This is a genomic window from Pseudomonas delhiensis, from assembly GCF_900187975.1.
In the GTDB taxonomy this organism is placed as follows: domain Bacteria; phylum Pseudomonadota; class Gammaproteobacteria; order Pseudomonadales; family Pseudomonadaceae; genus Pseudomonas; species Pseudomonas delhiensis.
This window is the reverse complement of sequence record NZ_FZPC01000025.1, coordinates 93,873-118,545: the sequence shown is the minus strand read 5'-3', so window position 1 is coordinate 118,545 and position 24,673 is coordinate 93,873. Positions and strand designations below refer to the sequence as shown.

The window sequence follows — 24,673 nt, the reverse complement described above, 5'->3', positions numbered from 1 at the left end:
AGCTTGACGCTGTACAGGCCGAGCACGTCCATGCCGAGGCCGACGGTGCCCTGGGTGAAGCCGGACTTGAAGTCGAGGATGAAGTTCTGCGTCCATTCCTCGGCCTTGCCCTGGGCGGTGTCGCCGACGTAGTTGCGGTTCATGTAGAAGTTGCGCAGCGTCAGGCTCGACTTGGCGTCCTCGAGGAAGCCGTCGGCGAAGGCGGGGAGGGTAGTACCGGCCAGGGCCAGGGCGGCGGGCAGGTAGCGGGGAAAACGACGGATGCAGGGGTAGCCCATGACGATCTCTCTGGAGTCATTGTTGTGGGGAGAGGCTTGTCTGGCGCCGGCTGTGGCGCCGGAAACGACGGCGCGGCGCTAGGCGGCGACCTGGCCTGGCGACGGCGGTGCGAGAGAGGGATGGGCGGCGTGCAAGTGCGACATTGCTCTGGACCTTCTTGTAATTGTTGGTGTGCTTTCGCGTCCGAGGGCAGCGGGCGCTGCCGGGGTTTCGGTACGCCTCGATAGTGGAAGGGCGGCGGGCGGCGGACAATCGGTGAAAACGCTTCCTGTGCGAATATCGAACATTAATTAACCGGTTCGAACATTTAGGCGCGCCCTGCAAGCCACCCCCGGCGGTTCCCCGGCCCGGTCGATCTCATTAGAATCCGCCGATCCTCGTAGTGGACGACACCCATGGCCGGTAGCCAGATCGAACGCGCCTTCAGCCTTCTCGAAAGCCTCACCAGCGAGCCCCGTGGCCTGCCGATGCAGACCCTGGCCGAGCGCCTGGAGATACCCAAGAGCGCCACCCACCGCATGCTCGCCGAGCTGATCCGCCTGGGCTACGTGCGGCAGAACCCGGAGAACGCCCGCTACCAGCTGTCCACCAAGCTGGTGGCGCTGGGCTTCCGCTACCTGTCCTGCAGCGGCGCCGACATCGTCCAGCCGATCCTCGACCGCCTGGCCCAGGACAGCGGCGAACTGGTGCGCCTGGGGGTGATCGACGGCAGCCGCCAGACCTGGATCGCCAAGTCCCAGGGCGCCCGCTCGGGCCTGCGCTACGACCCGGACATGGGCCGCGACGCGCCGCTGTTCTACACCGCCTCCGGGCACGCCTGGCTGGCCAGCCTGGACGACGCGCAGGCTCTGGAGCTGGTGCGCCGCCAGGGCGTGGGCGACCCCGCGCAGTTCGGCCCGCGCGCGCCGCGCAGCGAGGATGAGCTGCTCGGCTACCTGCGCCGCGCCCGTGAGCGCGGCTATGCCTGGGTCGAGCAGACCTCGGCGCTCGGCACCTCGGCCCTGGCCGCCGTGGTGCACAGCCCGGTGGACCGCCGGGCGATCGGCGTGCTGAGCATCGCCGGGCCCAGCGCGCGCCTGCCGGAGGCGCGCCTGCACGAGCTGGCGCCGCTGCTGCTGGCCGCCGCTGCCGAGCTGTCCGCGGCGAGCCAGGCCTCCGACCTCTTCGCCTGATTCCCCTTGCTGCCTGGCCTTCCTCCCCGCGGAGGAGGGCCGCTCGCGCCTGCCCGGACGCAACGGTGGTCGATAATCGCCCGCTGCCTGCCGTGCTGCACTTGAGTAAAAATGGAACTGAGTTCTAAATTCTCTCATGCCATTCCATGGAGCCCTGTGTAGCGGGCCCCAGCACAACAAGCAGAAGAGGAATCCCGCGTGACCGCTCCCTTGCGCATTGCCCTGATCGGCGCCGGCATCATGGGCCGCCAGCATCACCAGCACCTGCTTCATGTCCCCGCCCTGCAACTCTGCGCGGTGGCCGACCCGGGCCCCGGCGCGGCCGGGTTCGCCGCCGAGTGCGGCGTGCCGTACTACGCCGACCACCGGCGCATGCTGGAAGAGGCGCAGCCGCAGGCGGCGATCATCGCCAACCCCAACAACCTGCACGTGGCCACCGCCCTGGACTGCCTGGCCGCCGGCGTGCCGGTGCTGCTGGAGAAGCCGGTGGGCGTGCACCTGGACGAGGTGCGCGAGCTGGTCGAGGTGAGCCGGGGCAGCGGCGTGCCGGTGCTGGTCGGCCACCACCGCCGGCACAACCCGCTGATCGGCAAGGCGCGGGAAATCCTCGCCACCGGGGCGCTGGGGCGCCTGGTCAACGTCACCGCGCTGTGGCAGCTGCAGAAACCCGACAGCTACTTCGAGGTGCCCTGGCGCCGCGAGCCGGGCGCCGGCTTCCTGCTCACCAACCTGATCCACGACCTCGACCTGCTGCGCTACCTGTGCGGCGAGGTGGTGCAGGTGCAGGCTTTCACCGGCAACTCGGTGCGCGGCCTGGTCAACGAGGACAGCGCGGCCATCCTGCTGCGGTTCGAGAACGGCGCCCTCGGCAGCCTGACCGGCTCCGACGGCGTGGCCGCGCCCTGGAGCTGGGAGCTGGACTCCGGCGAGAGCCCCATTTACCCGCGCCAGGTCGACCAGCCCTGCTACCTGCTGGCCGGCACCGAGGGCGCGCTGAGCATTCCGCAACTGCAGCGCTGGCACTACGCGCAGCCGGGCGCCGGCTGGCACCAGCCGCTGCTGCGCAGCAGCGAGCCCTTCACCCCGGGCGAGGCGCTGCGCCGCCAGCTGGAACACTTCGTGCGGGTGGTCCGCGGCGAGGAGCCGCCATTGACCGACGCCCTGGACGGCGGCCGCACCCTGGCGTTGATCGAGGCCATTCGCGAGGCCGCTGCCACGGGCCGGGCGTGTGCGCCGGTGCGGGTTGGTTGAATGAGACTGTGCAGCTTTGTCTGCGATAACCGAAGGTGCTGACGCGGATCTCGGACAAAGTCCTACCCCGCCACCGCTGTCCCACCTGTAGGGGCGCGCCCTGCGCGCGATTCGCGGGCAGGGCCCGCTCCTACAGGTTGACGCTGAGATTCCCATCTACGCCGGACAGCCCCCTCTCCCGCTTGCGGGAGAGGGTTGGGGAGAGGGCGCACCGTTCGCGAGCAAGAGCTAGGCGCCCCCTCGCTCCTACGACAAGCGCCTCGGCGCGACCTGTAAGCCACGAGATTCGCGCCCAGGGCGCGCTCCTACAATTCACCTGTGACCCGGATACCGATACCCATGACCGACCGAATCTTTTCCCTCGCCGCCCTGACCGTACTCGAGCTGTCGCCGCCGGAGATGGTCGAGGTCGCCGCCCGTGCCGGCTACAGCCATGTCGGCCTGCGCCTGGTGCCGGCCACCGCCGAGGAGCACCACTTCCCGCTGGTGGCCGATGCCGAGCTGCGCCGCCAGACCCAGGCGCGCCTGCGCGACACCGGCATCCGCGTGCTGGACCTGGAGATCCTGCGCCTGAAGCCGGAAACCCGTGTGGCCGACTTCGAGCCCATCCTCGCCGTCGGCGCCGAGTTCGGCGGCACCGAGTTGCTGGTGGCGGGCAACGACGCGGACGAGGCGCGCATGACCGAGCGCTTCGCGCAGCTGTGCGAGCTGGCCGCTACCTACGGCATCCACCCGCACCTGGAATTCATGCCCTGGACCGACGCCCCCGACCTGGCCACGGCCTGGCGCGTGGTGAAGTACGCCGGGCAGGCCAACGGCTGCGTGCTGGTCGACGCCTTCCACTTCGACCGCTCCGGCTCGTCCCTGCAGGACCTGGCGCAGGTGCCGGCCGAGCGCATGCGCTATGCCCAGCTGTGCGACGTGGCCGGCCCGCGCCCGGACGACATGCAGGAAATCCTCCGCCAGGCGCGCAACGAGCGGCGCTTCCCCGGCGATGGCGACTGCGACCTGGCCGGCCTGCTGCGCACCCTGCCGGCGATGGTGCCGCTGAGCCTGGAGATTCCCACCCGGCAACTGTTGGAGCAGGGCGTCAGCGCCCTGGAGCGCGCCAACCTGGCCCTGGACAAGGCACGAACGGTGCTCGCCCGGCTCTGATCCGGCCGGGTCAGCCGCTGAAGCTGCGCGCGGTCACGTAGGCCCGTTTCCAGTAGGGCGAGTCGAGGGAGTCGATGCGGATCGTCCTGCCGCTGCTGGGGGCGTGGATGAAGCGGTTGTCGCCGATGTACAGGCCCACATGGCTGGCACGGCCACTGCCGTTGTGGCTGAAGAACACCGCATCGCCCGGTTGCAGTTCATGGCGGGCTATCGCCGCGTCGCGCTGCGCGATCATCGACCTGGTGGTGCGCGGCAGGCGCAGGTCGGCGACGTGGCGGTACAGGTAGACCAGCAGGCCGCTGCAGTCGAACCCGGTTTCCAGCGAGTCGCCGCCCCAGCGGTAGCGCTGGCCGATGAGCTGGTGCGCGCGGGCGACGATGAGCCGGCGCGTGGTCGGGCTGACGGCGCCGTTCCGCTCCATCGGCGCTGGCTGGACGGTTGCCGGGGAGTAACGGCGCCATTGCGGGGAATCGAGATCGTCGGCGTGGGCGAGGGGAACGATCAGGGCAAGCAGTGAAAGAGCAAGTAACCAATGAAAAACACGCATTTCGGAACACTACAGGGTGGAGTTTGAGTCGTGGCGCAATCCTTCTGCTGGCAAGCCCGCACCAGGCCCCCGGTCTACGCGGACGGGGGGCGGTGTGGCTGAGGTGGGGTTGGCCGCTACTTCCCTGGTAGCGGCTGGCTCTCCAGCATTCCTGCAGGCCGGCCATGGCCCGGCTCCGCAGCGGGGCGGGCAGGCGTTCGGCCGGGTGCATCGCGGAACAGGCCAGTGGCCTTTCCGTTCTGCGGCCTATCCGGGCCTGGAACTCCGGAGGCAAAGGGGATGTCGCAGCGAACGGGGCCGGTCCGATGGCGGGAGCGGTCGTTCGCACTGGAGCGCGGCGAGCACTGTAGCGGCGCGGGGCGGGCGGCCATATGGGATTAGTCCTGAATCCGCCGTGCATTCATCTGACCCCTGCCCGTTCCGGCGAAAGCGGCATGGCGCTGCGGCCCCGGCCGCGAGCCGCAAGCAGCCCGCCTACCTGGCGTATACGAGGATGCAGCTTCGTCGAAATCCCGGCACACTGCCGGGCGCCTTGCTTTTCCACCCACCGAACCGGAAGACCCGATGACCGCCGCCTCCGCGCTGTCCGGCAGCAGCCAGCCCCTGAAGGGCATCCTTCTGGTGATCCTGGCCACCTCGCTGTTCTCCACCCACGACGCCCTGTCCAAGTACCTCTCGGGCTTCTATCCGATCCTCCTGGTGGTCTGGGCCCGCTACGTGGTGCACACGCTGCTGATGGCCGGCATCTTCCTGCCGCAGTCGGGCCTGCGCGTGCTGCGCACCCGCCGGCCGGGGCTGCAGGTGCTGCGCGCGCTGTGCCTGCTGGGCACGAGCCTGCTGTTCACCACCGGCCTGCAGTACATCCCCCTGGCCGAGGCCACGGCGGTCAACTTCCTCGCCCCGCTGATGGTCACCGCGCTGTCGGTGCCGCTGCTGCACGAGAAGGTCAGCGCCGGCCAGTGGGCGGCGGTGAGCCTGGGCTTCGCCGGGGTGCTGGCGATCGTCCACCCCGGCGGCGAGCTGTTCACCCCGGCGGTGCTGCTGCCGCTGGGCTCGGCGCTGTGCTTCTGCTTCTACCAGTTGCTGACGCGCAAGCTGGCGGCGGTGGACAGCCCGACCACCAGCAACTTCTTCGCCGGCCTGCTGAACACCGCCCTGACCACGGCCATGGTGCCCTTCGTCTGGCACACCCCGAGCTTCGGCCATGCGCTGCTGATGCTCGCCCTGGGCACCTGCGGCATGTCCGCCCACCTGTTCCTCACCCAGGCCTTCCGCCACGCCGCCCCGGCGCTGCTGGCGCCGTTCGGCTACTGCCAGATCGTCTTCGCCGGGCTGATCGGCTGGCTGGTCTTCAGCCACGTGCCGAGCGCCAGCGCGCTGGTGGGCATCGCGGTGATCTGCCTGAGCGGGCTGGCGGCGGCGTGGATGCAGCGGCGGGGTTGAGGGGGCGGGGTTCCTGGCGCTTGCTCGCGAAGGGGTAGTCCGGCGCGGCCGGCGGAACCCATCGCGGATGGAGTCCGCTCCTGCAGGATAAACACCGTGCCCCACGGCAACCTGTAGGAGCGGGCCCTGCCCGCGAAATCGCGCGCAGGGCGCGCTCCTACATGGGCACAGTGTGGTGGCGCGGCGTAGGCGCGGATCTTATCCGCGAATCGCGCCTATACCTCCGTCCGCGATTTTCCGTCGTGGTTCGCGGCCGGGTTGGTCGCGGCATATCGGACCTGGGTATTCGCGGCGTAGGCGGCTTCCGATTCTTCTCGAAGGCTCTATCCGGGTGTGCAGCAGCGCACCCCGGGCGGGCGCCCGGCAACCGTACTTTCTCCCCTCGCACAGACGTGGGCGAGGGGACTCCATTTCCCCGGAGCATTCCTCACCTCGTTTGATACCTATTGGTAAATGGTAACGAGGAGGTTACTATGGCGGCCATAGAGGTGGTCGAGTATGTCCGGGAAGACGCGTCCTGCCCCTATCGGGAGTGGTTCGACTCCCTGCATTTCCAGGCGGCGGCCAAGGTTGCCACCGCCAAGGTGCGCATGGCGGTGGGCAACACCTCCAACGTCAAATGGTTCGATGGCATCGGCGAATACCGCATCGACTGGGGGCCGGGCTACCGGATCTACCTGGCGAGGGACGGTGAGGCGCTCATCGTGCTGTTCGGTGGTGGCAGCAAGGCCGGCCAGGCAGCGGATATCCGCAAGGCGAAGGCGCTGCACGCCGAGTACAAGCAACGCAAGAAGGCCCGGCTCGGGCCGCAGATGAGAGGGTGATTCCAATGGCACTGACCAGGGATTTCAAACAGACCGTCGTCGCGCGCGTACAGCGTGAACCGGCATTCGCCACCGCGCTGCTCGACGAGGCCGCTTCGCTGTTCCTCAACGGCGAGCCGGACGCCGCGCGCCTGATCCTTCGCGATCTGGTCAACGCCACCCTGGGCTTCGAGCGCCTGGCGGTCGAAACCGAGAAGCCGAGCAAGAGCCTGCATCGCATGCTTTCGCCCGCGGGCAACCCGGGCATGGACAACCTGGCGGCGATCTTCGATGCCATCCGCCGCAACCTGGGGGTGGAATTCCAGGTGCGGGTGGTGCACAGCAGCTGATGACACGAAGAAGCAAAGAAAAAGGCCCCGCATGGGGCCTTCTTCATTTCAGGCGTTCAACCCCCTTCAGTGGCTGGCCACCCGCAGGCTGTTCTGCCGCGCATTGTCGTACTCGGCTTTTTCCAGCGGCTTGGCGTCAGGCTTTCCCAGGTCTTCCATCGGCAGGCGGTGGGTTTCCGGGGCCAGGTAGGCGGCGAAGGCGCACAGGCAGGTGATGAGGAAGGCCAGGCTGCCGATCACCCACGGGATGTTGTCCGAGCCGGGCGGGGCGACGGCGGCGAACAGCGCCGGCAGCATGGCGGTGAGCATGGTGCCGATGTTCTGCGCGATGGCCATGGCCGAGACGCGGTAGCGGGTCTGGAACAGCTCGGGGTAGAAGGACGGGAACACCGCGTTGTAGCCCTGGTACACCAGGCCCCACATCAGCAGCGACATGAGGAAGGCCAGCGGCACGTTCTGGATGCTGATGGCGTACAGGTAGCCGAAGGCGAGCAGGCCCGAGCCCAGGGCGCCGACGATCATCGTCGGGCGGCGGCCGATGCGGTCGGAGAGGTTGCCGACGAAGGGAATGGCCAGCACCGCGACTATGTTGCCCACCACCGGGATCCACAGGTACACGCTCTTGTCGAAGCCGATGCCGTAGGCCGGCTGCACCGCGTAGGCCGCGCCGAAGATGGTGGCCACCACCGGGATCACGTTCATCAGCGACATGACCATGACCAGCAGCATCTGCTTCCAGCTGTTGCGGAAGGCCTCGGCGATCGGCGACCTGGCCACCTGCTGCCTGGCTTCCTCGTTGACGAAGGCCGGGGTCTCGTGCACCTCGCGGCGGATGATCAGGCCGGCGATCAGCACCACGGCGCTGAGCAGGAAGGGAATCCGCCAGCCCCAGGCGTTGAAGGCGTCGTTGGGCATGAAGTAGGCCAGCGGCAGGAACACCGCGGCGGCCATCACCTGGCCGGCCTGCACGCCCTGCAGGGTGTAGCTGGCGAAGTAGCCGCGGCGGCCGAAGGGGGCGTGTTCGAGGATCATCGAGCTGGCCCCGGAGATTTCCCCGGCCACGGCGAAGCCCTGCACCAGGCGCAGCACCACCAGCAGCGCCGGGGCGAGGAAGCCGACGTCGTGGTAGGTCGGCAGCAGGCCCACGGCCATGGTCGACAGGCCCATCATGAACATGCACAGCAGCAGCACGTTCTTGCGCCCGCGGGTGTCACCCCAGTGGCCGAGGAAGAAGGCGCCGACCGGGCGGGCCAGGTAGCCCACGCCGTAGGTCGCGAGCGACGCGACGATGGCCATCTTCGGGTCGGAGGAGGGGAAGAACAGCTGCGGGAAGATCAGGGCCGCGGCCTGGGCGTAGATGAAGAAGTCGTAGTACTCGAGAGCCGAGCCGATCCAGCCACTGGCGGTGGCTTTCTTGGCTTGGGAGCTGGAGGAAGTCGCCATCGTTGTCTCCGGTTCTTGTTGTTGTCGGTGCCTGCCCGGGCGCCGCGCCCTTCAGGGGCGTGTGCGCTGATCGAACAGGGGCACTGAGGTCGTCGCTAAGGCCCCTGGCCGGGGCCCGTGTCGGAAATGCGCCGGACGGCGCGGCTCAGGGCTGGGGGCGAGCCGGCGTTCGCGGTGGGCTGGAGACGGCGGCGGTGGGGAGGCGTGCAGTCAACATGGGCAGGGACTCTTGTTGAAATTGTTATGGGGCAAGGCGTCTCGCGGACCAGGGGAGGCATGGCCCTGGTGTGTCGCGGTGAATCCATGGTCGGCCACTGGACGAAAAACCGTCAATTCGCTGATCGGCCTTTTGTTCGCTGATCGAACACAAAACTAACTGGTTCGTACAATTTGCCTTGCCGCTGGAAAATACCCTGCGAATAATCCAATGACCAGCCGTGCGTCCCACGGCTGGCGCTATTTCCGAAGGTCGCCGACAGCCGGCGGCCAGGCCATGGCTCGCAGAAGCCAGCAGCACAGGAGCCCCAGCATGCAGCGCTCGATCGCCACCGTCTCCCTGAGCGGTACCCTGCCCGAGAAACTCGAAGCCATCGCCGCCGCCGGCTTCGACGGCGTGGAGATCTTCGAAAACGACCTCCTGTACTACGACGGCAGCCCCCGCGACGTGCGCCAGATGTGCGCCGACCTGGGGCTTGCGATCACCCTGTTCCAGCCCTTCCGCGACTTCGAGGGCTGCCGCCGCGACCGCCTGGCGCGCAACCTGGAGCGCGCCGAGCGCAAGTTCGACCTGATGCAGGAACTGGGCACCGACCTGGTGCTGGTGTGCAGCAACACTGCCGCCGATTCCCTGGGCGAGCGCGACATCCTCGTCGACGACCTCCGTGAGCTGGCCGGGCGCGCCGGCAAGCGCGGCCTGCGCATTGGCTACGAGGCCCTGGCCTGGGGCCGCCACGTCAACACCTGGCAGCAGGTCTGGGACCTGGTGAAGGCCGCCGACCACCCGGCCCTGGGCGTGCTGCTGGACAGCTTCCACACCCTGTCGATCAAGGGCGACCCCCGCGGCATCGCCGACATCCCCGGCGAGAAGATCTTCTTCGTGCAGATGGCCGACGCGCCGATACTGGCCATGGACGTGCTGGAGTGGAGCCGGCACTTCCGCTGCTTCCCCGGCCAGGGCGAGTTCGACCTGGCGGGTTTCCTCGCGCCCATCCTGCGCAGCGGCTACAAGGGCCCGCTGTCGCTGGAGATCTTCAATGACGGCTTCCGTGCCGCGCCGACCCGCTCCAACGCCGCCGACGGCCTGCGCTCGCTGCTCTACCTGGAGGAGAAGACGCGCCGCCTGCTGGAGCAGGACGCCGCGCCCGCCGGCGACCCCGGCATCCTCTTCGCGCCGCCGCCGGCCAGCCGCTACGACGGCGTCGAGTTCCTCGAGTTCGCCGTGGACGAGGACCTCGGTGCGCGCCTTTCCGGCTGGCTGGAGAAGCTCGGCTTCGCCCGCGCCGGCGAACATCGCTCCAAGGCGGTGAGCCTGCTGCGCCAGGGCGACATCAACATAGTGCTCAACGCCGAGCCGTACTCCTTCGCCCACAACTTCTTCGAGGCCCACGGCCCCTCGCTGTGCGCCACCGCGCTGCGGGTGCGCGACGGCAACCGCGCGCTGGAACGCGCCCAGGCCTTCAGGGGCCAGCCGTTCCGCGGCCTGGTCGGCCCCAACGAGCGCGAAGTCCCCGCGGTGCGCGCCCCCGACGGCAGCCTGATCTACCTGGTGGAGCAGGGCGGGCCGGGGCAGACCATCTACGACAGCGACTTCCGCCTCGACCCCCAGGCCCGGGCCCCCGGCAACCTGCAGCGCATCGACCACATGGCCATGGCGCTGCCGGCCGACAGCCTGGACAGTTGGGTGCTGTTCTACAAGGCGTTGTTCGACTTCGAGGCCGACGACGAGGTGGTCCTGCCCGACCCCTACGGCCTGGTGAAGAGCCGCGCCATCCGCAGCCGCTGCGGCAGCCTGCGCCTGCCGCTGAACATCTCGGAGAACCGCAACACCGCCATTTCCCACGCGCTGTCCAGCTACCGCGGCTCGGGCGTGCACCACATCGCCTTCGCCTGCGAGGACATCTTCGCCGAGGTCACCCGCGCCAAGGAGGCCGGGGTGCCGCTGCTGGACATCCCGCTGAACTACTACGACGACCTGGCGGCGCGCTTCGACTTCGACGACGAGTTCCTCAGCGAACTGGCCTACTTCAACGTGCTCTACGACCGCGACGCCCAGGGCGGCGAGCTGTTCCACGTCTACACCGAGCCGTTCGAGGGGCGCTTCTTCTTCGAGATACTCCAGCGCAGGAATGGCTACGTCGGCTATGGCGCGGCCAACGTCGCCGTGCGCCTGGCCGCCATGGCCCAGGCGCGCAGCGGCGCTGCGCGCAAGCCCAAGCTCTGACGGGCCGCGGCGGAGGGCGGCGCGCGGTGCCTTCCCCCGCCGCGCGCCACGGCCCATAATCGGCGGATTCCAAAGGGCAGTGAGCCAACCATGCCGAATCTCGCCGAACCCCTGGACCGCGTCACGGAAGTGCGCGGCAAGGGGCGCAAGAACAATCCCGAAAAGACCCGCGAGGGCATCCTCCAGGCGGCCATCGCCGAGTTCGTCCAGCAGGGCCTGTCCGGCGCCCGGGTGGACGCCATCGCCGAGCGCACGCACACCTCCAAGCGCATGATCTACTACTACTTCGGCAGCAAGGAGCAGCTCTACGTCGAAGTCCTGGAGAAGCTCTACGGCGACATCCGCAACACCGAGGACAAGCTGCACCTGGCGGAGCTGGCGCCACTGGAGGCGATCCGCCGCACCGTGGAGTTCGCCTTCGACCACCACGACCGCAACGTCGACTTCGTGCGCATCGTCAGCATCGAGAACATCCACCATGGCGAGTACGTGAAGAAGTCCTCGGCGATCCGCTCGATGAGCAACAACATGCTGCTGTCGCTGGCCGAGATCCTCCGCCACGGCGCCGAACAAGGGCTGTTCCGCGACGGCATCGACCCGCTGGACCTGCACCTGTTCATCAGTTCCTTCTGCTTCTACCGCATCTCCAACCGGCACACCTTCGGCGAAATCTTCCAGATCGACCTGACCGACGAGCAGGTCAAGCAACGCCACAAGCAGATGATCTGCGAGGCGGTGCTGCGCTACATCCAGCGCTGAGCCCGGCCAGCTCCAGGCCGGCGAGGTAGCCGAAGGTCATGCCCGGCCCCAGGGTGATGCCGCCGCTGGGGTAGTGGCCGGCCATCACGCTGGCCATGTCGTTGCCCACCGCGTACAGCCCCCCGATGGCCGCGCCGCTGCCGTCCAGCACCCGCGCGCGGGCATCGGTGCGCAGCCCGGCGAAGGTGCCGAGGCTGCCGGGCAGCAGTTTCACCGCATAGAAGGGGCCTTTCCCCAGGGGCCGCAGCGACGGGTTGGGCCGCTGCCGCGCTTCGCCCTGGGCCTTGTTGTAGGCCGAGCGGCCGCGCTGGAAATCGGCGTCCTCGCCGAGGGCGGCGTGTTCGTTGAAGCGCTTCACCGTCGCCTGCAACTGCGCGGCGTCGATGCCGCAGCGCGCCGCCAGCTGCGCCAGGCTGCGGGCCTTCACCAGGTAGCCGCGGCGCTCGTAGGGCAAGTCCGGGAAGGGCAAGGGCTTCACCCAGCCGATGCCGTAGCGCCGCCGTGCCCGGGCGTCGGCGATCAGCCAGGCCTCGTGGGGCTCGCCCGCTGGCGTGGCGGCGAACAGGGCGTTCATGAAGTCGTGGTAGCAGTCGGCCTCGTTGGCGAAGCGCCGGCCGTCGCGGCGCACGCAGAGAAAGCCGGGCTTGGCCCGTTCGACCAGGTGCGGGAAGTGGCCGACGCTGCCGTCGCGGCGTGGCACCAGCGACACCGGCACCCAGGCGCCGGCGTGGGCCAGGTCGGTGGCCACCCGGGCGCCCACGGCTTCGCCCAGGCGCAGGCCATCGCCGCTGTTCTGCGGCGGCGCGGCGGAGCGGTGCTGCCAGCCGTCCGGGGCGTGGGGCATCAGCTGGGCGATGCGCGCGCGGTCGTGGGGGAAGCCGCCGCAGGCCAGGACCACGCCACGGCGGGCGCGGATTTCCAGGGTGTCGCCGCGGGCGCCGGTAACCTGGCCGCCTTCGTGGAGCAGTTCGCGGATCGGCGTTTGCGTCAGCAGTTGCACCTTCAGGTCCAGGGCGCTGCGCAGCAGGCGGGCCACCAGGGCGTTGCCGTTGACCAGTTGCGTGCCGCGCCCGTGGCGCAGGCGCCCGTACCAGTGCCGGGCGATGCGCTTGAGCACGTAGAGCGCGGCCCTGGGCGAGCGGGTGGCGTCGAGGAAGCTGGCCAGGTCGGCGCCGCCGGCGATGCCCATGCCGGCCAGGCTGACGACGTCCAGCGGCTCGCGCAGGTGGCGCAGCCAGGGGCCGAGTTCGCGGCCGTCGTAGGGCAGGGCGCACAGCGAGCGGCCGCCGCGGGCGGCGCCCTCGCCGTCGCGCATGTCCGGCATGCGCGTGCCGGAGAAGAACCGCACGGCGGTATGGCGCTGGAAGAAGTCGACCATTTCCGGACCGTGGCGCAGGAAGGCGGCCTGGCGCTCGTCCAGTTGCTCGGCATGGACCTGGGCCTTCAGGTAACGCTCCGGCGCATCCTCCGGTTCGATGCAGCCTTCGGCGATGGCCAGCGGGTTGCGCGGGATCCACAGCCAGCCGCCGGACCAGGCGCTGGTGCCGCCGAGTTGCGCGGCTTTTTCCGCGACGACCACGCGCAGGCCATGGTGCGCGGCGGTGACCGCGGCGGCCAGGCCGGCGGCGCCGGAGCCGACCACCAGCAGGTCGCAGTCGAGGGTTTGCAAGGTGGGCATGGGGTTTCTCTTGTCGTCATGGGGCGCGCGGAACGGCTCCGCGCGCCTTGGGGCTCACTGCAGCGGGGAGAAGCCGGTAGGCTTCATCAGCCGCGACTCCAGCCTGAGCACCGCGCCCAGCTCCCTGTTGCGCTTGCCGAACTCGGCCCAGCGCGGGTCGGCGGCCATGCTGGCGCGGCGCTGCATGCGCTCGTCCAGGCTCTCGTAGGCCCACAGGTGCACCACCTGGCTGCATTCGCCGAACTCGGTGGTGAAGAAGCCCACCAGCTTGCCCAGGTGCTCGGTCTGCACCGCGTAGGCGTGGCTGTGGTAGAGGGCCAGCCAGTCGGCCAGTTTCAGCGGGTCGATGCTGTAGGTGCGCAGTTCGTAGTACATCGTCAGTGCTCCAGGGTTGCTTGTTGCGAGGCCGGCGTGGCGAGGCGCGCGGCGATATGGTTGGCGGCCAGCCAGGCGAAGGTCAGGCCGGGGCCGAGGGTGATGCCGGGGCCGGGGTAGGTGCCGTCCATCAGCGAGTTCATGTCGTTGCCGGCGGCGTAGAGGCCGGGGATGGGCCGGCCGGCCGCGTCGAGCACCCGCGCCTGGCCGTCGGTGACCAGCCCGCGGGCCGAGCCGAGGTCGCCGGTGTGGAGGCGGATGGCGTAGTAGGGCGCCTTCTCCAGCGGCGCCAGGCAGGGGTTGGGGCGGTGGTCCGGGTCGCCCATGTAGCGGTTGTAGCTGTTGCCGCCCTTGGCGAAGTCCGGGTCGATGCCGTTGCGCGCGTTGGCGTTGAAGCGCTCCAGGGTCTGGCGCAGGCCGCCGGCGTCCACGCCGATGGCGCGGGCCAGGGCTTGCGGCGAGTCGGCGCGGAACAGGTAGCCGGCTTCCACCAGCGCGCGGTTGTCGACCGGCTTGGGCCGCGCCAGGCCCAGGCCGTAGCGGTTCATGGCGGTGGCGTCGCAGACCAGCCAGCATTCGGTGTTGCCCGTGGCGAACATGGTCTGCACGAAGTGGTGGTAGGAGTTGGATTCGTTGACGAAGCGTTTGCCCGCCCGGTTCACCGCGATGACGCCCGGCTTGGCGCGGTCGGTGACCAGGTGCGGGAAGCGCTCGCGGCTGCCGTCGGCGCGGCGCAGCTCGGAGACCGGCGCCCAGAAGAAGTTCGCCGCCAGCCCTTCGCCTGCCGCCGCGCCGACGCCTTCGCCCAGGCGCAGGGCGGCGCCGTCGTTGCATTCCGGCGACATGCTCAGGTGCTCGCCGTCGCTCGCCGGGCGGAAGCGTTCGGCCAGCTTGCCGGCGGCGAAGCCGCCCATGGCGCAGACCACCCCGCCATGCACGCGGATGCGTTCGATGCGGCCTTCGTGCAGCACCTGCGCGCCCACCACGGCACCGTTCTCGACGAGCAGTTGCTGCGCCTCGCTGTTCAGCCACAGCTCCACGCCCTTGTCGAAAGCCGTGGTGGCCAGGCGCGCGATCAGCGCATTGCCGGTGGTCAGGCGCGTGCCGCGGTGGTGCCCGAGGCGGTCGATGCCGTAGCGGGCCAGCAGCTTGAGGCAGTGCCAGAGCGACTTCGGCGAGCGGCGGAAGCTGAGGAAGTGCTGGATGTCGACGCGGTTGACCATCATGCCGCCGAACAGCAGCATGCCCGGCGGCGGCATGCGCAGGTCGCGGAAGCGCTCGCCCAGGCGGCGGCCGTCGTACTCGACCATCTCCAGCGCGCGGCCGAACTCGGTGCCGCCTTCCTCGTCGGGGTAGTAGTCCGGCGAATGCGGGCGCAGGGCGTAGCGCAGCTCGGTGTTGGCCTCCAGCCAGCGTAGCGCCGCGTGGCCATTGCCGATGAAGCTGTCCACCAGCTCGGGCTTGTAGCCCCGGCCGATGGTGCGCTGCAGGTAGGTGCGCATGGCCTGTTCGGAATCCTTCGCGCCGGCCGCGCGGGCCTGGTCGGTGCCGTAGATCCACACCGCGCCGCCGGAGATGGCCGAGGTGCCGCCGAAGCTCTCGGCCTTCTCCAGCATCAGCACGCGCAGGCCCTGGCAGGCGGCGCTGGCCGCGGCGGCGAAGCCGGCGGCGCCGCTGCCCAGCACCAGCACATCGCACTCGCGGCTCCAGGCCGGGGCGTTGAGGCTGGTCATGGCTGGATCTCCAGCGGGGTGACGCCCATGAAGGCGCCTAGGTTGCCCAGTTGCGCGAAGGCCATCTCGGCGCCGGTCTGGATGCGGCAGCCGGCCTCGCGGGCACGCTCCAGCAGCGGGGTGATCTCGGGCTTGGTGACCACGTCGGCCACCAGGGTGTGGGCCTGCAGGCCGTCGAGCAGCATGCCCGGCAGCGGCAGCTCGCCGGTGCCGCCCATGCCCACGGGGGAGGCGTTGACCAGCAGGTCGAGGCTGGCGATGTCGTCGCCGCCGACGCCGATGCGCACGTCCGGGAAGAGGGCGCCCAGGCGTTCGGCCAGCGCGCCGGCGCGGACCTGGTCGAGGTCGCGCAGCCGCAACTCGCCGATGCCGGCTTCGCACAGCGCATAGGCGATGGCGCTGCCGACGCCGCCGGCGCCGACCACCAGCGCGCGTTTGCTGGCGGGTTGCAGGCCATGGCGCCGGGCGGCGTTGAGGAAGCCGGCGCCGTCGACGTTGTCGCCCAGCAGGCGGCCGTCGCGCTCGCGGCGGATCACGTTGACCGAGCCCAGCGCCTCGGCGCGGGCGCTCAGGCCGTCCAGGCGCGGCGCCAGGGCCTGCTTGTAGGGCACGGTGACCACGCAGCCGCGCAGGTTGTGCCAGCCACGCAGGGTGGCGACGAAGGCATCCAGGGCATCGGCGCCCAGGTCGATGGCGATCATCGCGAGGTCCTGGCCGTTGTGGGCGAACCAGGTGTTGAAGTTCTCCGGCGATTTCACCTGAGCGATGGGCGTACCGAGGATGGCGACCAGTTCGGTCGAACCACGAATCATGCTGACCTCCAGGGTTCTTGGCGTTGTTCTGCTGGCCAGGGTGCGGCGGCGGGCTCTTGCGCTCAATGCGATTGACGGCGCTTTAGTGCGCTATTCGCAGTGGTAATGCGATAATCGCAATATTCGGCCGAATTACCCGGAGCCCGTACCTTGGAAACCCCCGGCGTCCACCCCCGCGACCTGATCGCCGGCCTGCAGAAGGGCCTGGCGCTGATGCAGCTGTTCAGCGCCGAGCGCCCGCGCCTGAGCGTGCCCGAGGCGGCGCGCCTGTCGGGCCTCACGCCCAGTGCCGCGCGGCGCTTCCTGCTGACGCTGGTGCACGAGGGCTTCGCCGAGACCGACAGCCGCCACTACTGGCTGACGCCCAAGGCCCTGCGCATCGGCCAGGCCTACGTGGACTCGGCGCAGCTGCCGCGCATGCTGCGGCCGATCGTCGAGCAGGTGGCGCGGCAGACCCAGGAGCACGTCTCGGTGGGCACCCGCGACGGCGACGAGATCGTCCACGTGGTGCGAAGCCGCTACAGCCACATCGCCTCGCTGTCGATCCGCCCCGGCTCGCGGGTGCCCATGTACTGCACCGCCAGCGGCCGCCTGTGGCTGGCGGCGCTGGATGAGCAGGCGCTGGATGCCTACTTCGAGCGCAACCCGCCACGGGCGCTGACGCCCTATACGCTGACGGACCTGGCGGCATTGAAGGCGGAAATAACCAAGGTCGCCCAGCAGGGCTACTGCCTGGTGGACCAGGAGTACGAGATCGGCATGCGGGTGATCGGCGTGCCGCTGCCGGACCGCAGCGGGCGCCTGCGCGCCAGCCTGGCGATCACCACCCACGCCTCGCGCCTGGGCCTGGACGAGATGCGCCTGCGCTACCTGCCGGCGCTGTACGAGGCCCAGGCGCTGCTGCGCCCGGTGCTGGACTGAGCGGGTGCTGATCGCCCCAAAGGCCTGGCGCAGACGCGCCGACGCGGCATAATCGGCGGCTCCGCTTGCCGACGAGTTCCACGATGACCCTCGAATTCCTCCTGGTGGCGATCCCCGCCGTGCTGCTCACCGGCGTCTCCAAGGGCGGCTTCGGCGGCGCCCTGGGCGGCATCGCCGTGCCGCTGATGGCCCTGGCCATGCCGCCGACCCAGGCCGCCGCGCTGATGCTGCCGATCCTCTGCATGGCCGACGTCACCGGCCTGCGCCGCTTCTACGGCAAGTGGGACGTGCGCAACCTGAAGATCATGCTGCCCGGCGCGCTGCTGGGCGTGGCGGTGGGCGCGCTGAGCTTCGGCCTGCTCAGCGAGCGCTTCATCGCCCTGCTGATCGGCGGCATCGCCATCGCCTTCGTGCTGCTCAACGCCCTGGTGTCCCGCGCCGCGGCCCAGCCGAAGCCGGCGGCGGTAGGCAAGGGCGTGGTGCTCTCGGGCATCGCCGGCTTCACCAGTTTCGTCGCCCACGCCGGCGGCCCGCCGGTGATGATGTACCTGCTGCCGCAGCAACTGGAGAAGGTGCGCTACATCGCCACGGTGAACTGCTTCTTCCTGCTGACCAACGCCATCAAGCTGGTGCCCTACGCGCTGCTCGGCCAGTTCACCTGGCACAACCTGGGCACCAGCCTGCTGCTGGCGCCCATCGTGGTGCTGGGCGTGTGGCTGGGCATCTGGCTGCAGGACAAGGTCAACCATCTGTGGTTCTACCGCATCGCGCGGCTGGGGCTGCTGGCGACCGGGGTGCAGCTGCTATGGGAGAACTGGCAGGGATAGGGGCGCTTTTCGTAGGAGCGAGCTTGCTCGCGAACAATGGCGTCAGGTTTGACTCCGGAGCTGGGGTGGCGTCCGCAACCCTCTCCCCAGCCCTCGGCTGCGCGCCCCGCCCTGAAGGGAGAGGGGGCTAGTCCGTGCCGAGATAAGTGATGGTTTCAGCCTGATATCGCCGAGATTGCCGGCTAACACCATGACATCCAACTCTGCCCAACGGTCCCCTCTCCCTTCAGGGAGAGGGCGCTCTTCAACGCAAACACCATGGACCCAAGGAGCGTAGGGCGAATAACGCTCCGCGTTATCCGCCGCCTGACCATGGTCGAGCGCCCGCTGGCTGTAGAACAGGGCTCCGCCAGGTGTAGCAGCGTATAACCGCGAACGGTCATACGCCCTACGCTCAATCCAGGCTGCGGAAGTGGGCCTGCATGCGCTGTGCATCGGCCGGGCGGCCGCTGAAGAGTTCGAAGGCCTTCACCGCCTGGAACACCGCCATGGTGCCGCCGTCGAGGGTGCGGCAGCCGAGGCTGCGGGCATGGCGCAGCAGTTCGGTTTCCAGCGGGAAGTAGATGATCTCCGCCACCCACAGCTCGGCGCGCAGCAGCTCCACCGGCAACGGCGTGCCGGGCAGCTTGGCCATGCCCACCGGGGTGGTGTTGACCAGGCCGTCGGCCACCGCCATGGCGGCCGGCAGGTCCTCGCAGAGCAGGGCGCGGCCGTTGCCGAAGTGGGCGTTGAGGTTGTCCACCAGGGCCTGGGCGCGGCTGGCGTCCACCTCGTAGACGCTCAGTTGTTCCACGCCTTCGCTGAGCAGTGCGTGGGCTACCGCCGCGCCAGCACCGCCGGCACCCAGTTGCACCACGCGGTTGCGCTTCACGTCCGCCAGGCCGCGCCGGAAGCCTTCGGCGAAGCCCAGGCAGTCGGTGTTGTGGCCGACGCGCTTGCCGTCCTTCAGCACCACGGTGTTCACCGCGCCTATGCCGCGCGCTTCCTCGGACAGCTCGTCCAGCAGCGGGATGATCGCCTGCTTGCACGGGAAGGTGATGTTCAGCCCGGTGAAGCCCAGGCGCTGGGCGCCGTCGAGCAGTTCGGGCAGGGCGTCCAGGTTCAGCTTCAACTGGTCCAGGTCGATCAGCCGGTACAGATAACGCAGGCCCTGGGCGTCGCCTTCGTGCTCGTGCAGGGCGGGGGTGCGCGAGGCCTGGATGCCGGCGCCGATCAGGCCGGCGAGGATGGAGGCTTTCTGGCTCATGGCGTCAACCCCGCTGCAGGTGGGCGAAGTGGTCGAGGGCCAGGCGGTAGCCGTTGCTGCCGAAGCCGGCCAGCACGCCCACGGCGATGCCCGAGACGAAGGAGTGGTGGCGGAATTCCTCGCGCTTGTGCACGTTGGACAGGTGCACTTCGATCACCGGCAGCTCCACGGCGGCGAGGGCGTCGCGGATGGCCACCGAGGTGTGCGTCCAGGCCGCCGGGTTGATGACGATGCCGGCGCAACGGCCGCGGGCCTCGTGGATCCAGTCGATCAACTGGCCCTCGTGGTTGGTCTGCTTGAAGTCCACCTGCAGGCCCAGTTCGTTGGCGCGGGCGTGGCACAGCGCCTCGACGTCGGCCAGCGTCTCATGGCCGTAGGTGGCTGGTTCGCGGGTGCCGAGCAGGTTCAGGTTGGGGCCGTTGAGGATCAGGATCGGGAGGGGCATGCGGGTGTCTCTTGTAGGTCTTGTCGCCGCTGGAGTGCGGTCATCAGAAAATGTACTAAGCAGTTACTTTCGTCAATCGACCCCCGCGACGCCTGTCGAAAGCCCTGGAAGCCAGGCGCGGCAAGGCCCGGCGCGGTTTCTGGCCGGGCCGGACGGAAGGAGGGGAGCGCGGAAGTGTGCGATCAGCGAACGGTCAGTCCCATTGCGGGGCGAATTCCGGGCTGACCAGGCGGACGTTCTTCGGCAGGGCGGCGATCTGCGCGCGGTCCTCGTCGTCCAGGCGCAGGTCGAGGGCGGCGAGGTTGGAGCTCTGGTTGGCCAGGCTGGCGGCCTTGGGAATGGCGGCCACGCCGTCCTGCTCCAGCAGCCAGGCCAGGGCCACCTGGCTGGGCAGCACGCCGTGGCGCCGGGCGATGGCCTGGATCGCCGGCTCTTCCAGCATGCGCCCGCGGCCCAGCGGGGTGTAGGCGGTGAGGGCCATGTCGTGGGCGCGGGCGTAGTCCAGCAGTGGCTGCTGGTCGAGCATCAGGTGGTACTCCACCTGGATGGCCGCCAGCGGCGCGCCCAGGGTTTCCACGGTCTCGCGCAGCAGCGCCAGGGGGAAGTTGGCCACGCCGATGGCGCGCGCCTTGCCGCTGTCGCGGGCGGCCACCAGGGCCTCGACGCTGCGCTTGAGGTCGTCGCCGGCCAGGCTGCCGTTGCGGCCCGGCCAGTGGATCATGAACAGGTCCAGGTAGTCGCTGCGCAGCGCGCGCAGGCTGTCGTCCAGGGACTGGGCGAGGTCGGCCGGGGCCAGGCGGTCCCACCAGACCTTGCTGGTGACGTGGATGTCCTCGCGGGGCAGGGCGCTGTCGGCCAGCGCCTGGCCGACGGCATCCTCGTTGTGGTAGCCGGCTGCCGTGTCGATGTGCCGGTAGCCCAGCTCCAGGGCCTGGAGCACGGCGGCGGTGCACTCGGCGCCGGTCATCGGCCAGGTGCCCAGGCCGAGCCTGGGCAGGTTCAGGCCGTGGCGGTTGCGGATGCGTGCTTGCATGGGGTGGCTCCTGCTTGGGGTTCGTAGTCGTGGGCGCCGGCGGCATGGCGGCCGGCGACGTAGCCGAAGGTCAGCGCCGGGCCGAGGTTGATGCCGCCGGAGGGGTAGTGGCCGCCGAACACGCTGGCCATGTCGGTGCCGGCGGCGTACAGGCCGGGGATGGGCTCACCGTCGGCGCCGAGTACGCGGGCCTGGCCGTCGGTCTTCAGCCCGGCGAAGGTGCCGAAGCAGCCGGGTTGCACTTTGACCGCGTAGAAGGGGCCGTGCTCGATGGGGGCGACGCACGGGTTGGGGCCGGGGTTGGCCGCATCGCCCTGCTTGCGGTTGAAGGCCGTGCTGCCGCGGCCGAAGGCCGGGTCCTCGCCGTTGCGGGCGTGGCGGTTGTACTCGGCGACGGTGGCGGCCAGGCCCTGCGGGTCGATGCCGCAGACCTGTGCCAGTTGCTCGATGGTCGCGCCGCGCCTGAGGTAGCCGCTGCGCAGGTGCGCGCCGATGGGCAGCGGCGCCGGGCGCACGTAGCCCAGGCCGTAGCGGCGCAGGAAGCGGTGGTCGCAGACCAGCCAGGAGCAGGCTTCCTGGTCTTCCGGCAGGGCAGCGATCATCGCGCTGACGTAGTCGTAGTAGCCGTGGGCCTCGTTGACGAAGCGCCTGCCGTTGGCCAGCACGCCGATGATTCCGGGCTTGCCGCGCTCGATGATGTGCGGGAAGTGGCCGACGCTGCCGTCGCGGTGCGCCACCTTCGACACCGGGGCCCAGGCCACCGGCGAGCGCAGGTTCGTCTCGACGCTGCCGCCGGCGGCTTCGCCCAGGCGCAGGCCGTCGCCGGAGCAGGATTCCGGCGGCAGGGCCAGGTTGTCGTGGCCGCTGGCGTCGCGGGGGAACAGCTGGCGGCGGCGCTCGGCGTCGTTGGGGAAGCCGCCGGCCGCCAGCACCACGGCTTTGGCGCGGATTTCCAGTTCGCCGCGCGGCGTCTGCACCACTGCGCCGCGCACGGCGCCGTCCTCCAGCAGCAGGCGCCTGGCCGGGCAGGATTCCATCAGGCGCACGCCCAGGTCCTCGGCCGACCTGGCCAGGCGCGCCACCAGGGCCACGCCGTTGACCAGGTGCATGGCACGGCCGTAGCGGGCCAGGTGGTAGAAGTGGGCGAGCACGCGCCTGGCCACGTGGACGAAGGCGCGGGGCGAGCGGGTCATGTTGAGGAAGGCGGCCAGGTCGGCGCCGGCCATGATCGGCATGCCGAGGAAGGAGGTTTCGCGCATTGTCCTGCGCAGGCGCGGCAGCAGGTCGCCGACCTCGCGGGCGTCGTAGGGCGCGGCTATCACCTGGTGCCCGCCGGTGGCGGCGCCGGGAGTGTCGCCATGCATGTCGGGGATGCCGTTGCCGTCGGCGAACTGCAGACGGGTGTGCTGCTCGAAGAAGGCCACCATGTGCGGCGCGGCTTCGAGGAAGGCGTCCACCCGCGCGGCGTCGTAGTGCTCGCCCAGCTCGTTGCGCAGGTAGGTGCGCGGCTGCTCGATGTCCTCGACGATGCCGGCGCGGCGCGCCAGCGGGTTGCGCGGCACCCAGGCCCAGCCGCCGGACCAGGCGGTGGCGCCGCCGAACACCGCTTCCTTCTCCACCAGGATGACCTTCTGGCCATGCCAGGCGGCAGTGACCGCGGCGGCCAGGCCGGCGGCGCCGGAGCCGACCACCAGGAGGTCGCAATCGGTGGGTGGGAGGTTCGAGGCAGGGGACATGGGCAGGGGACTCCGCGAGATTGTTTTTGGAACCTGGTTCCATAATCTTGTTTGGGGCGGAGAGAAGGCAAGCTGTCGGGAGTAACTACTGGTCGATAATCGGCCGGGGGGCGAAGCGATACCCATCATTCATCGGGGCGCGCAGCCGAGGGCTGGGGAGAGGGTTACGGACTTCGGCTCCACTCCGGAGCAAGGCTTGGCACCGCTGTTCGCGAGCAAGCTCGCTCCTACAGAGGTTTCCCGTCTTCTCTGAAAACCGGGAACGCTCGGGCGTGAGTCTGCGCTACTTCGGATTGTTGCCCCCGAGTTGCTCTCGCTAGGGTTCGGCCGTCATGACTTATGGCGGGCACCACGGCGGCTAGGCACAAGTATTAGTGGAGGTGCATTGTGAGCAAGATCATTGAGTCGCTACGTGGCGACCTGGCTGTTCTCCATGAGGCGGGCGCGATCAGCAAGGTGACGATGCGCGAGTTCGACACGATCTGCCCGCCGCCGGTACGGGAGTTCAGTGCTGCCGACATCAAACGCCTTCGCGAAGGGCTGAAATTCAGCCAGCCGGTGTTCGCGCTTCACCTGCACACCACTGCTTCGACCGTGCGCAAGTGGGAGCAAGGCGAAACCCATCCGACGGGGCCTGCGCTCAAACTGCTCAATGTCATTGCCGACAAGGGTTTGCAGGCGATTCTCTGATAAAGGCACTTGGGCGTCCCCGGTCGAGCGGCGTTACCAGCTAACATCAGACTTCTCCGCTGCACGGACAAGCCCCCTCTCCCCGAAGGGAGAGGGGGCCGTTGGGCGTCTGCGGGATACCCTGGGGCTCAGATATGCAACGCGTGCCCCAGGGCGCGCAGGGCGGCTTCCTGCACCGCTTCGCCGAGGGTCGGGTGGGCGTGGATGGTGCCGGCGATGTCTTCCAGGCAGGCGCCCATCTCGATGGACTGGACGAAGGCCGTGGACAGTTCCGAGACCGCCTTGCCCACCGCCTGCCAGCCGAGGATGAGGTGGTTGTCCGCGCGGGCCACCACGCGGACGAAGCCGTCGTGGGCTTCCAGGGTCATGGCGCGGCCGTTGGCGGCGAACGGGAAGTTCGCCGTCAGCACCTCGTGCCCGGCGGCCCTGGCCTGGTCCGGGGTGAGGCCGACCACCACCACTTCCGGGTCGGTGAAGCACACCGCCGGAATGGCCGCGGGGGTGAAGGCGCGGCGCTTGCCGGCAATGAGTTCGGCGACCATCTCGCCCTGGGCCATGGCGCGGTGCGCCAGCATGGGCTCGCCGGCGATGTCGCCGATGGCCCAGACGTTGCGCATCGAGGTACGGCACTGCTCGTCGATCCTGAGCGCGCGGCCGTCCATGTCCAGGTGCAGGCTCTCCAGGTTCCAGCCTTCGGTGTTGGGCCGGCGGCCGACGGCGACCAGCATCTGGTCGGCCTCGATCACCCGCTGCTGGCCCTGGCCGTCGCGCAGGCGCAGGCCCTTGCCGTCGGGTTCCAGGCCCATCACGCTGTGGTTCAGGTACGTCTCCACGCCGAGCTTGCGCAGGGCTGCCGCCACCGGCTTGGTCAGTTCCTCGTCGTAGCCCGGCAGGATGCGCGGCTGCGCTTCCACCACCGTCACGTCCACGCCCAGCTTGCGGTAGGCGGTGCCCAGTTCCAGGCCGATGTAGCCGCCGCCGATCACCGCCAGGCGCCGGGGCAGGGCCTTGGGCGCCAGGGCTTCGGTGGAGGAGATGACCTTGCCGCCGACCGGCAGGAAGGGCAGTTCCACCGAGCGCGAGCCGGCCGCCAGCAGCAGGTGCTCGGTGTGGATGCGCTGGGTGCCGCCGTCGGCCAGGGCGACTTCCACGGTCTTGCCGTCGACGATCTGCGCCCAGCCGTGCACCACGCTCACGCCATGCTTCTTCAGCAGGGCGGCGACGCCGGTGGTGAGGCGGTCGACGATGCCGTCCTTCCATTCCACGGTGCGCTGGATGTCGATGGCCGGCGCCTGCACGCTGATGCCCAGCGCGGACTTGCCGGCGAACTCGCGGGCTTTCAGGTATTCCTCGGCGGCGTGGATCAGCGCCTTGGAGGGGATGCAGCCGATGTTCAGGCAGGTGCCACCCAGGGCCGCGCCTTCCACCAGCAGGGTGCGGATGCCCAGCTGCCCGGCGCGGATGGCGGCGACGTAGCCGCCGGGGCCGCCGCCGATGACCAGCAGGGTGGTTTCCAGGGTCTGGTTGTGCTTCAC

General features: G+C 69.5%; 23 protein-coding genes. 11 read left to right on the top strand and 12 right to left on the bottom strand.

Annotated elements, in window-relative coordinates:
* Nucleotides 1–278 (bottom strand): OprD family outer membrane porin (locus CHC02_RS22140; RefSeq protein WP_141137694.1); only part of this gene is annotated, 278 nt, incomplete at its 3' end.
* Between the two features lie 396 nt (nucleotides 279–674).
* Between CHC02_RS22140 and CHC02_RS22135 the strand changes: the two genes are divergently transcribed.
* The 3 genes from CHC02_RS22135 (at nucleotide 675) to CHC02_RS22125 (ending at nucleotide 3,857) form a co-directional block, all read left to right on the top strand.
* Nucleotides 675–1,451, top strand: coding sequence for an IclR family transcriptional regulator (locus CHC02_RS22135; protein WP_089393560.1), 777 nt, complete (start codon nucleotides 675–677; stop codon nucleotides 1,449–1,451).
* Nucleotides 1,452–1,649: 198 nt separating this feature from the next.
* The gene (locus CHC02_RS22130; RefSeq protein WP_089393559.1) at nucleotides 1,650–2,702 is read left to right on the top strand and encodes a Gfo/Idh/MocA family protein; all 1,053 of its coding nucleotides are present in this window, start codon (nucleotides 1,650–1,652) and stop codon (nucleotides 2,700–2,702) included.
* A 339-nt stretch (nucleotides 2,703–3,041) separates the two neighbouring features.
* Nucleotides 3,042–3,857 (top strand): sugar phosphate isomerase/epimerase family protein, encoded by an 816-nt coding sequence (locus CHC02_RS22125; protein ID WP_089393558.1) that lies wholly within the window; start codon nucleotides 3,042–3,044, stop codon nucleotides 3,855–3,857.
* A 10-nt stretch (nucleotides 3,858–3,867) separates the two neighbouring features.
* Here CHC02_RS22125 and CHC02_RS22120 read toward each other — a convergent pair whose 3' ends face one another.
* Complete coding sequence (locus CHC02_RS22120) at nucleotides 3,868–4,278, bottom strand: C40 family peptidase (protein WP_244160916.1); 411 nt, start codon at nucleotides 4,276–4,278, stop codon at nucleotides 3,868–3,870.
* 690 nt (nucleotides 4,279–4,968) lie between these two features.
* Between CHC02_RS22120 and CHC02_RS22115 the strand changes: the two genes are divergently transcribed.
* From CHC02_RS22115 to CHC02_RS22105, 3 genes are all read left to right on the top strand, one after another.
* Nucleotides 4,969–5,847 (top strand): DMT family transporter, encoded by an 879-nt coding sequence (locus tag CHC02_RS22115; RefSeq protein WP_089393556.1) that lies wholly within the window; start codon nucleotides 4,969–4,971, stop codon nucleotides 5,845–5,847.
* A gap of 473 nt (nucleotides 5,848–6,320) precedes the next feature.
* Nucleotides 6,321–6,671 (top strand): type II toxin-antitoxin system RelE/ParE family toxin, encoded by a 351-nt coding sequence (locus CHC02_RS22110; RefSeq protein ID WP_089393555.1) that lies wholly within the window; start codon nucleotides 6,321–6,323, stop codon nucleotides 6,669–6,671.
* A 5-nt stretch (nucleotides 6,672–6,676) separates the two neighbouring features.
* Complete coding sequence (locus CHC02_RS22105) at nucleotides 6,677–7,000, top strand: helix-turn-helix domain-containing transcriptional regulator (RefSeq protein WP_089393554.1); 324 nt, start codon at nucleotides 6,677–6,679, stop codon at nucleotides 6,998–7,000.
* A gap of 66 nt (nucleotides 7,001–7,066) precedes the next feature.
* Here the strand turns inward: CHC02_RS22105 and CHC02_RS22100 are convergent, their stop codons facing one another.
* Nucleotides 7,067–8,443: an MFS transporter gene (locus tag CHC02_RS22100; RefSeq protein ID WP_089393553.1), complete on the bottom strand. Its 1,377-nt coding sequence runs from the start codon at nucleotides 8,441–8,443 to the stop codon at nucleotides 7,067–7,069.
* 529 nt (nucleotides 8,444–8,972) lie between these two features.
* Between CHC02_RS22100 and quiC the strand changes: the two genes are divergently transcribed.
* Nucleotides 8,973–10,883: a 3-dehydroshikimate dehydratase QuiC gene (gene quiC, locus CHC02_RS22095; protein ID WP_089393552.1), complete on the top strand. Its 1,911-nt coding sequence runs from the start codon at nucleotides 8,973–8,975 to the stop codon at nucleotides 10,881–10,883.
* Between the two features lie 90 nt (nucleotides 10,884–10,973).
* Nucleotides 10,974–11,642 carry a TetR/AcrR family transcriptional regulator gene (locus tag CHC02_RS22090; RefSeq protein ID WP_089393551.1) on the top strand — a complete coding sequence of 223 codons (669 nt, stop codon included), beginning with the start codon at nucleotides 10,974–10,976 and terminating at the stop codon, nucleotides 11,640–11,642.
* On the opposite strand, the gene CHC02_RS22085 is transcribed toward CHC02_RS22090, so the two are convergent.
* From CHC02_RS22085 to CHC02_RS22070, 4 genes are all read right to left on the bottom strand, one after another.
* Nucleotides 11,584–13,311 (bottom strand): FAD-dependent oxidoreductase, encoded by a 1,728-nt coding sequence (locus CHC02_RS22085; RefSeq protein WP_089393564.1) that lies wholly within the window; start codon nucleotides 13,309–13,311, stop codon nucleotides 11,584–11,586. The two genes, CHC02_RS22090 and CHC02_RS22085, sit on opposite strands and share 59 nt — an antisense overlap.
* A 63-nt stretch (nucleotides 13,312–13,374) precedes the next feature.
* Nucleotides 13,375–13,695, bottom strand: a complete 321-nt coding sequence (locus tag CHC02_RS22080; protein ID WP_089393550.1) for an NIPSNAP family protein — start codon at nucleotides 13,693–13,695, stop codon at nucleotides 13,375–13,377.
* 2 nt (nucleotides 13,696–13,697) lie between these two features.
* On the bottom strand, nucleotides 13,698–15,428 hold the full coding sequence (locus tag CHC02_RS22075) for an FAD-dependent oxidoreductase (RefSeq protein ID WP_089393549.1): 1,731 nt from the start codon (nucleotides 15,426–15,428) through the stop codon (nucleotides 13,698–13,700).
* Entirely contained in the window at nucleotides 15,425–16,240 is an 816-nt protein-coding gene (locus CHC02_RS22070) for a shikimate dehydrogenase family protein (RefSeq protein ID WP_089393548.1), read from the bottom strand. The genes CHC02_RS22075 and CHC02_RS22070 overlap by 4 nt, the downstream gene beginning before the upstream one ends.
* A gap of 150 nt (nucleotides 16,241–16,390) precedes the next feature.
* Here CHC02_RS22070 and CHC02_RS22065 point away from each other — a divergent pair, with 150 nt between their 5' ends.
* On the top strand, nucleotides 16,391–17,161 hold the full coding sequence (locus CHC02_RS22065; RefSeq protein WP_089393547.1) for an IclR family transcriptional regulator domain-containing protein: 771 nt from the start codon (nucleotides 16,391–16,393) through the stop codon (nucleotides 17,159–17,161).
* 83 nt (nucleotides 17,162–17,244) lie between these two features.
* Nucleotides 17,245–17,988, top strand: a complete 744-nt coding sequence (locus tag CHC02_RS22060) for a sulfite exporter TauE/SafE family protein (RefSeq protein WP_089393546.1) — start codon at nucleotides 17,245–17,247, stop codon at nucleotides 17,986–17,988.
* Nucleotides 17,989–18,382: 394 nt separating this feature from the next.
* On the opposite strand, the gene CHC02_RS22055 is transcribed toward CHC02_RS22060, so the two are convergent.
* The 4 genes from CHC02_RS22055 to CHC02_RS22040 form a co-directional block, all read right to left on the bottom strand.
* On the bottom strand, nucleotides 18,383–19,234 hold the full coding sequence (locus CHC02_RS22055; protein WP_089393545.1) for a shikimate dehydrogenase: 852 nt from the start codon (nucleotides 19,232–19,234) through the stop codon (nucleotides 18,383–18,385).
* 4 nt (nucleotides 19,235–19,238) lie between these two features.
* On the bottom strand, nucleotides 19,239–19,679 hold the full coding sequence (gene aroQ / locus CHC02_RS22050) for a type II 3-dehydroquinate dehydratase (protein WP_089393544.1): 441 nt from the start codon (nucleotides 19,677–19,679) through the stop codon (nucleotides 19,239–19,241).
* A gap of 193 nt (nucleotides 19,680–19,872) precedes the next feature.
* Nucleotides 19,873–20,712 (bottom strand): aldo/keto reductase, encoded by an 840-nt coding sequence (locus CHC02_RS22045; RefSeq protein WP_089393543.1) that lies wholly within the window; start codon nucleotides 20,710–20,712, stop codon nucleotides 19,873–19,875.
* Complete coding sequence (locus CHC02_RS22040) at nucleotides 20,679–22,448, bottom strand: FAD-dependent oxidoreductase (protein WP_089393542.1); 1,770 nt, start codon at nucleotides 22,446–22,448, stop codon at nucleotides 20,679–20,681. Before CHC02_RS22040 ends, CHC02_RS22045 begins: the two co-directional genes overlap by 34 nt.
* Nucleotides 22,449–22,835: 387 nt before the next feature.
* Between CHC02_RS22040 and CHC02_RS22035 the strand changes: the two genes are divergently transcribed.
* A complete protein-coding gene (locus tag CHC02_RS22035) occupies nucleotides 22,836–23,138 on the top strand; it encodes a helix-turn-helix domain-containing protein (protein ID WP_089393541.1) in 303 nt (100 codons plus the stop codon).
* Nucleotides 23,139–23,266: 128 nt separating this feature from the next.
* Here CHC02_RS22035 and lpdA read toward each other — a convergent pair whose 3' ends face one another.
* On the bottom strand, nucleotides 23,267–24,673 hold the full coding sequence (gene lpdA, locus CHC02_RS22030) for a dihydrolipoyl dehydrogenase (protein ID WP_089393540.1): 1,407 nt from the start codon (nucleotides 24,671–24,673) through the stop codon (nucleotides 23,267–23,269).

Bases quoted from the DNA above. Each gene is read 5' to 3' on its own strand.
- CHC02_RS22040 (WP_089393542.1), bottom strand. From the start codon at position 22,448: ATGTCCCCTGCCTCGAACCTCCCACCCACCGATTGCGACCTCCTGGTG.
- CHC02_RS22105 (WP_089393554.1), top strand. From the start codon at position 6,677: ATGGCACTGACCAGGGATTTCAAACAGACCGTCGTCGCGCGCGTACAG.
- CHC02_RS22115 (WP_089393556.1), top strand. From the start codon at position 4,969: ATGACCGCCGCCTCCGCGCTGTCCGGCAGCAGCCAGCCCCTGAAGGGC.
- CHC02_RS22060 (WP_089393546.1), top strand. From the start codon at position 17,245: ATGACCCTCGAATTCCTCCTGGTGGCGATCCCCGCCGTGCTGCTCACC.
- CHC02_RS22120 (WP_244160916.1), bottom strand. From the start codon at position 4,278: ATGGAGCGGAACGGCGCCGTCAGCCCGACCACGCGCCGGCTCATCGTC.
- CHC02_RS22135 (WP_089393560.1), top strand. From the start codon at position 675: ATGGCCGGTAGCCAGATCGAACGCGCCTTCAGCCTTCTCGAAAGCCTC.
- CHC02_RS22070 (WP_089393548.1), bottom strand. From the start codon at position 16,240: ATGATTCGTGGTTCGACCGAACTGGTCGCCATCCTCGGTACGCCCATC.
- quiC (WP_089393552.1), top strand. From the start codon at position 8,973: ATGCAGCGCTCGATCGCCACCGTCTCCCTGAGCGGTACCCTGCCCGAG.
- aroQ (WP_089393544.1), bottom strand. From the start codon at position 19,679: ATGCCCCTCCCGATCCTGATCCTCAACGGCCCCAACCTGAACCTGCTC.
- CHC02_RS22090 (WP_089393551.1), top strand. From the start codon at position 10,974: ATGCCGAATCTCGCCGAACCCCTGGACCGCGTCACGGAAGTGCGCGGC.
- CHC02_RS22110 (WP_089393555.1), top strand. From the start codon at position 6,321: ATGGCGGCCATAGAGGTGGTCGAGTATGTCCGGGAAGACGCGTCCTGC.
- CHC02_RS22100 (WP_089393553.1), bottom strand. From the start codon at position 8,443: ATGGCGACTTCCTCCAGCTCCCAAGCCAAGAAAGCCACCGCCAGTGGC.
- CHC02_RS22075 (WP_089393549.1), bottom strand. From the start codon at position 15,428: ATGACCAGCCTCAACGCCCCGGCCTGGAGCCGCGAGTGCGATGTGCTG.
- CHC02_RS22080 (WP_089393550.1), bottom strand. From the start codon at position 13,695: ATGTACTACGAACTGCGCACCTACAGCATCGACCCGCTGAAACTGGCC.
- CHC02_RS22055 (WP_089393545.1), bottom strand. From the start codon at position 19,234: ATGAGCCAGAAAGCCTCCATCCTCGCCGGCCTGATCGGCGCCGGCATC.
- CHC02_RS22045 (WP_089393543.1), bottom strand. From the start codon at position 20,712: ATGCAAGCACGCATCCGCAACCGCCACGGCCTGAACCTGCCCAGGCTC.
- CHC02_RS22125 (WP_089393558.1), top strand. From the start codon at position 3,042: ATGACCGACCGAATCTTTTCCCTCGCCGCCCTGACCGTACTCGAGCTG.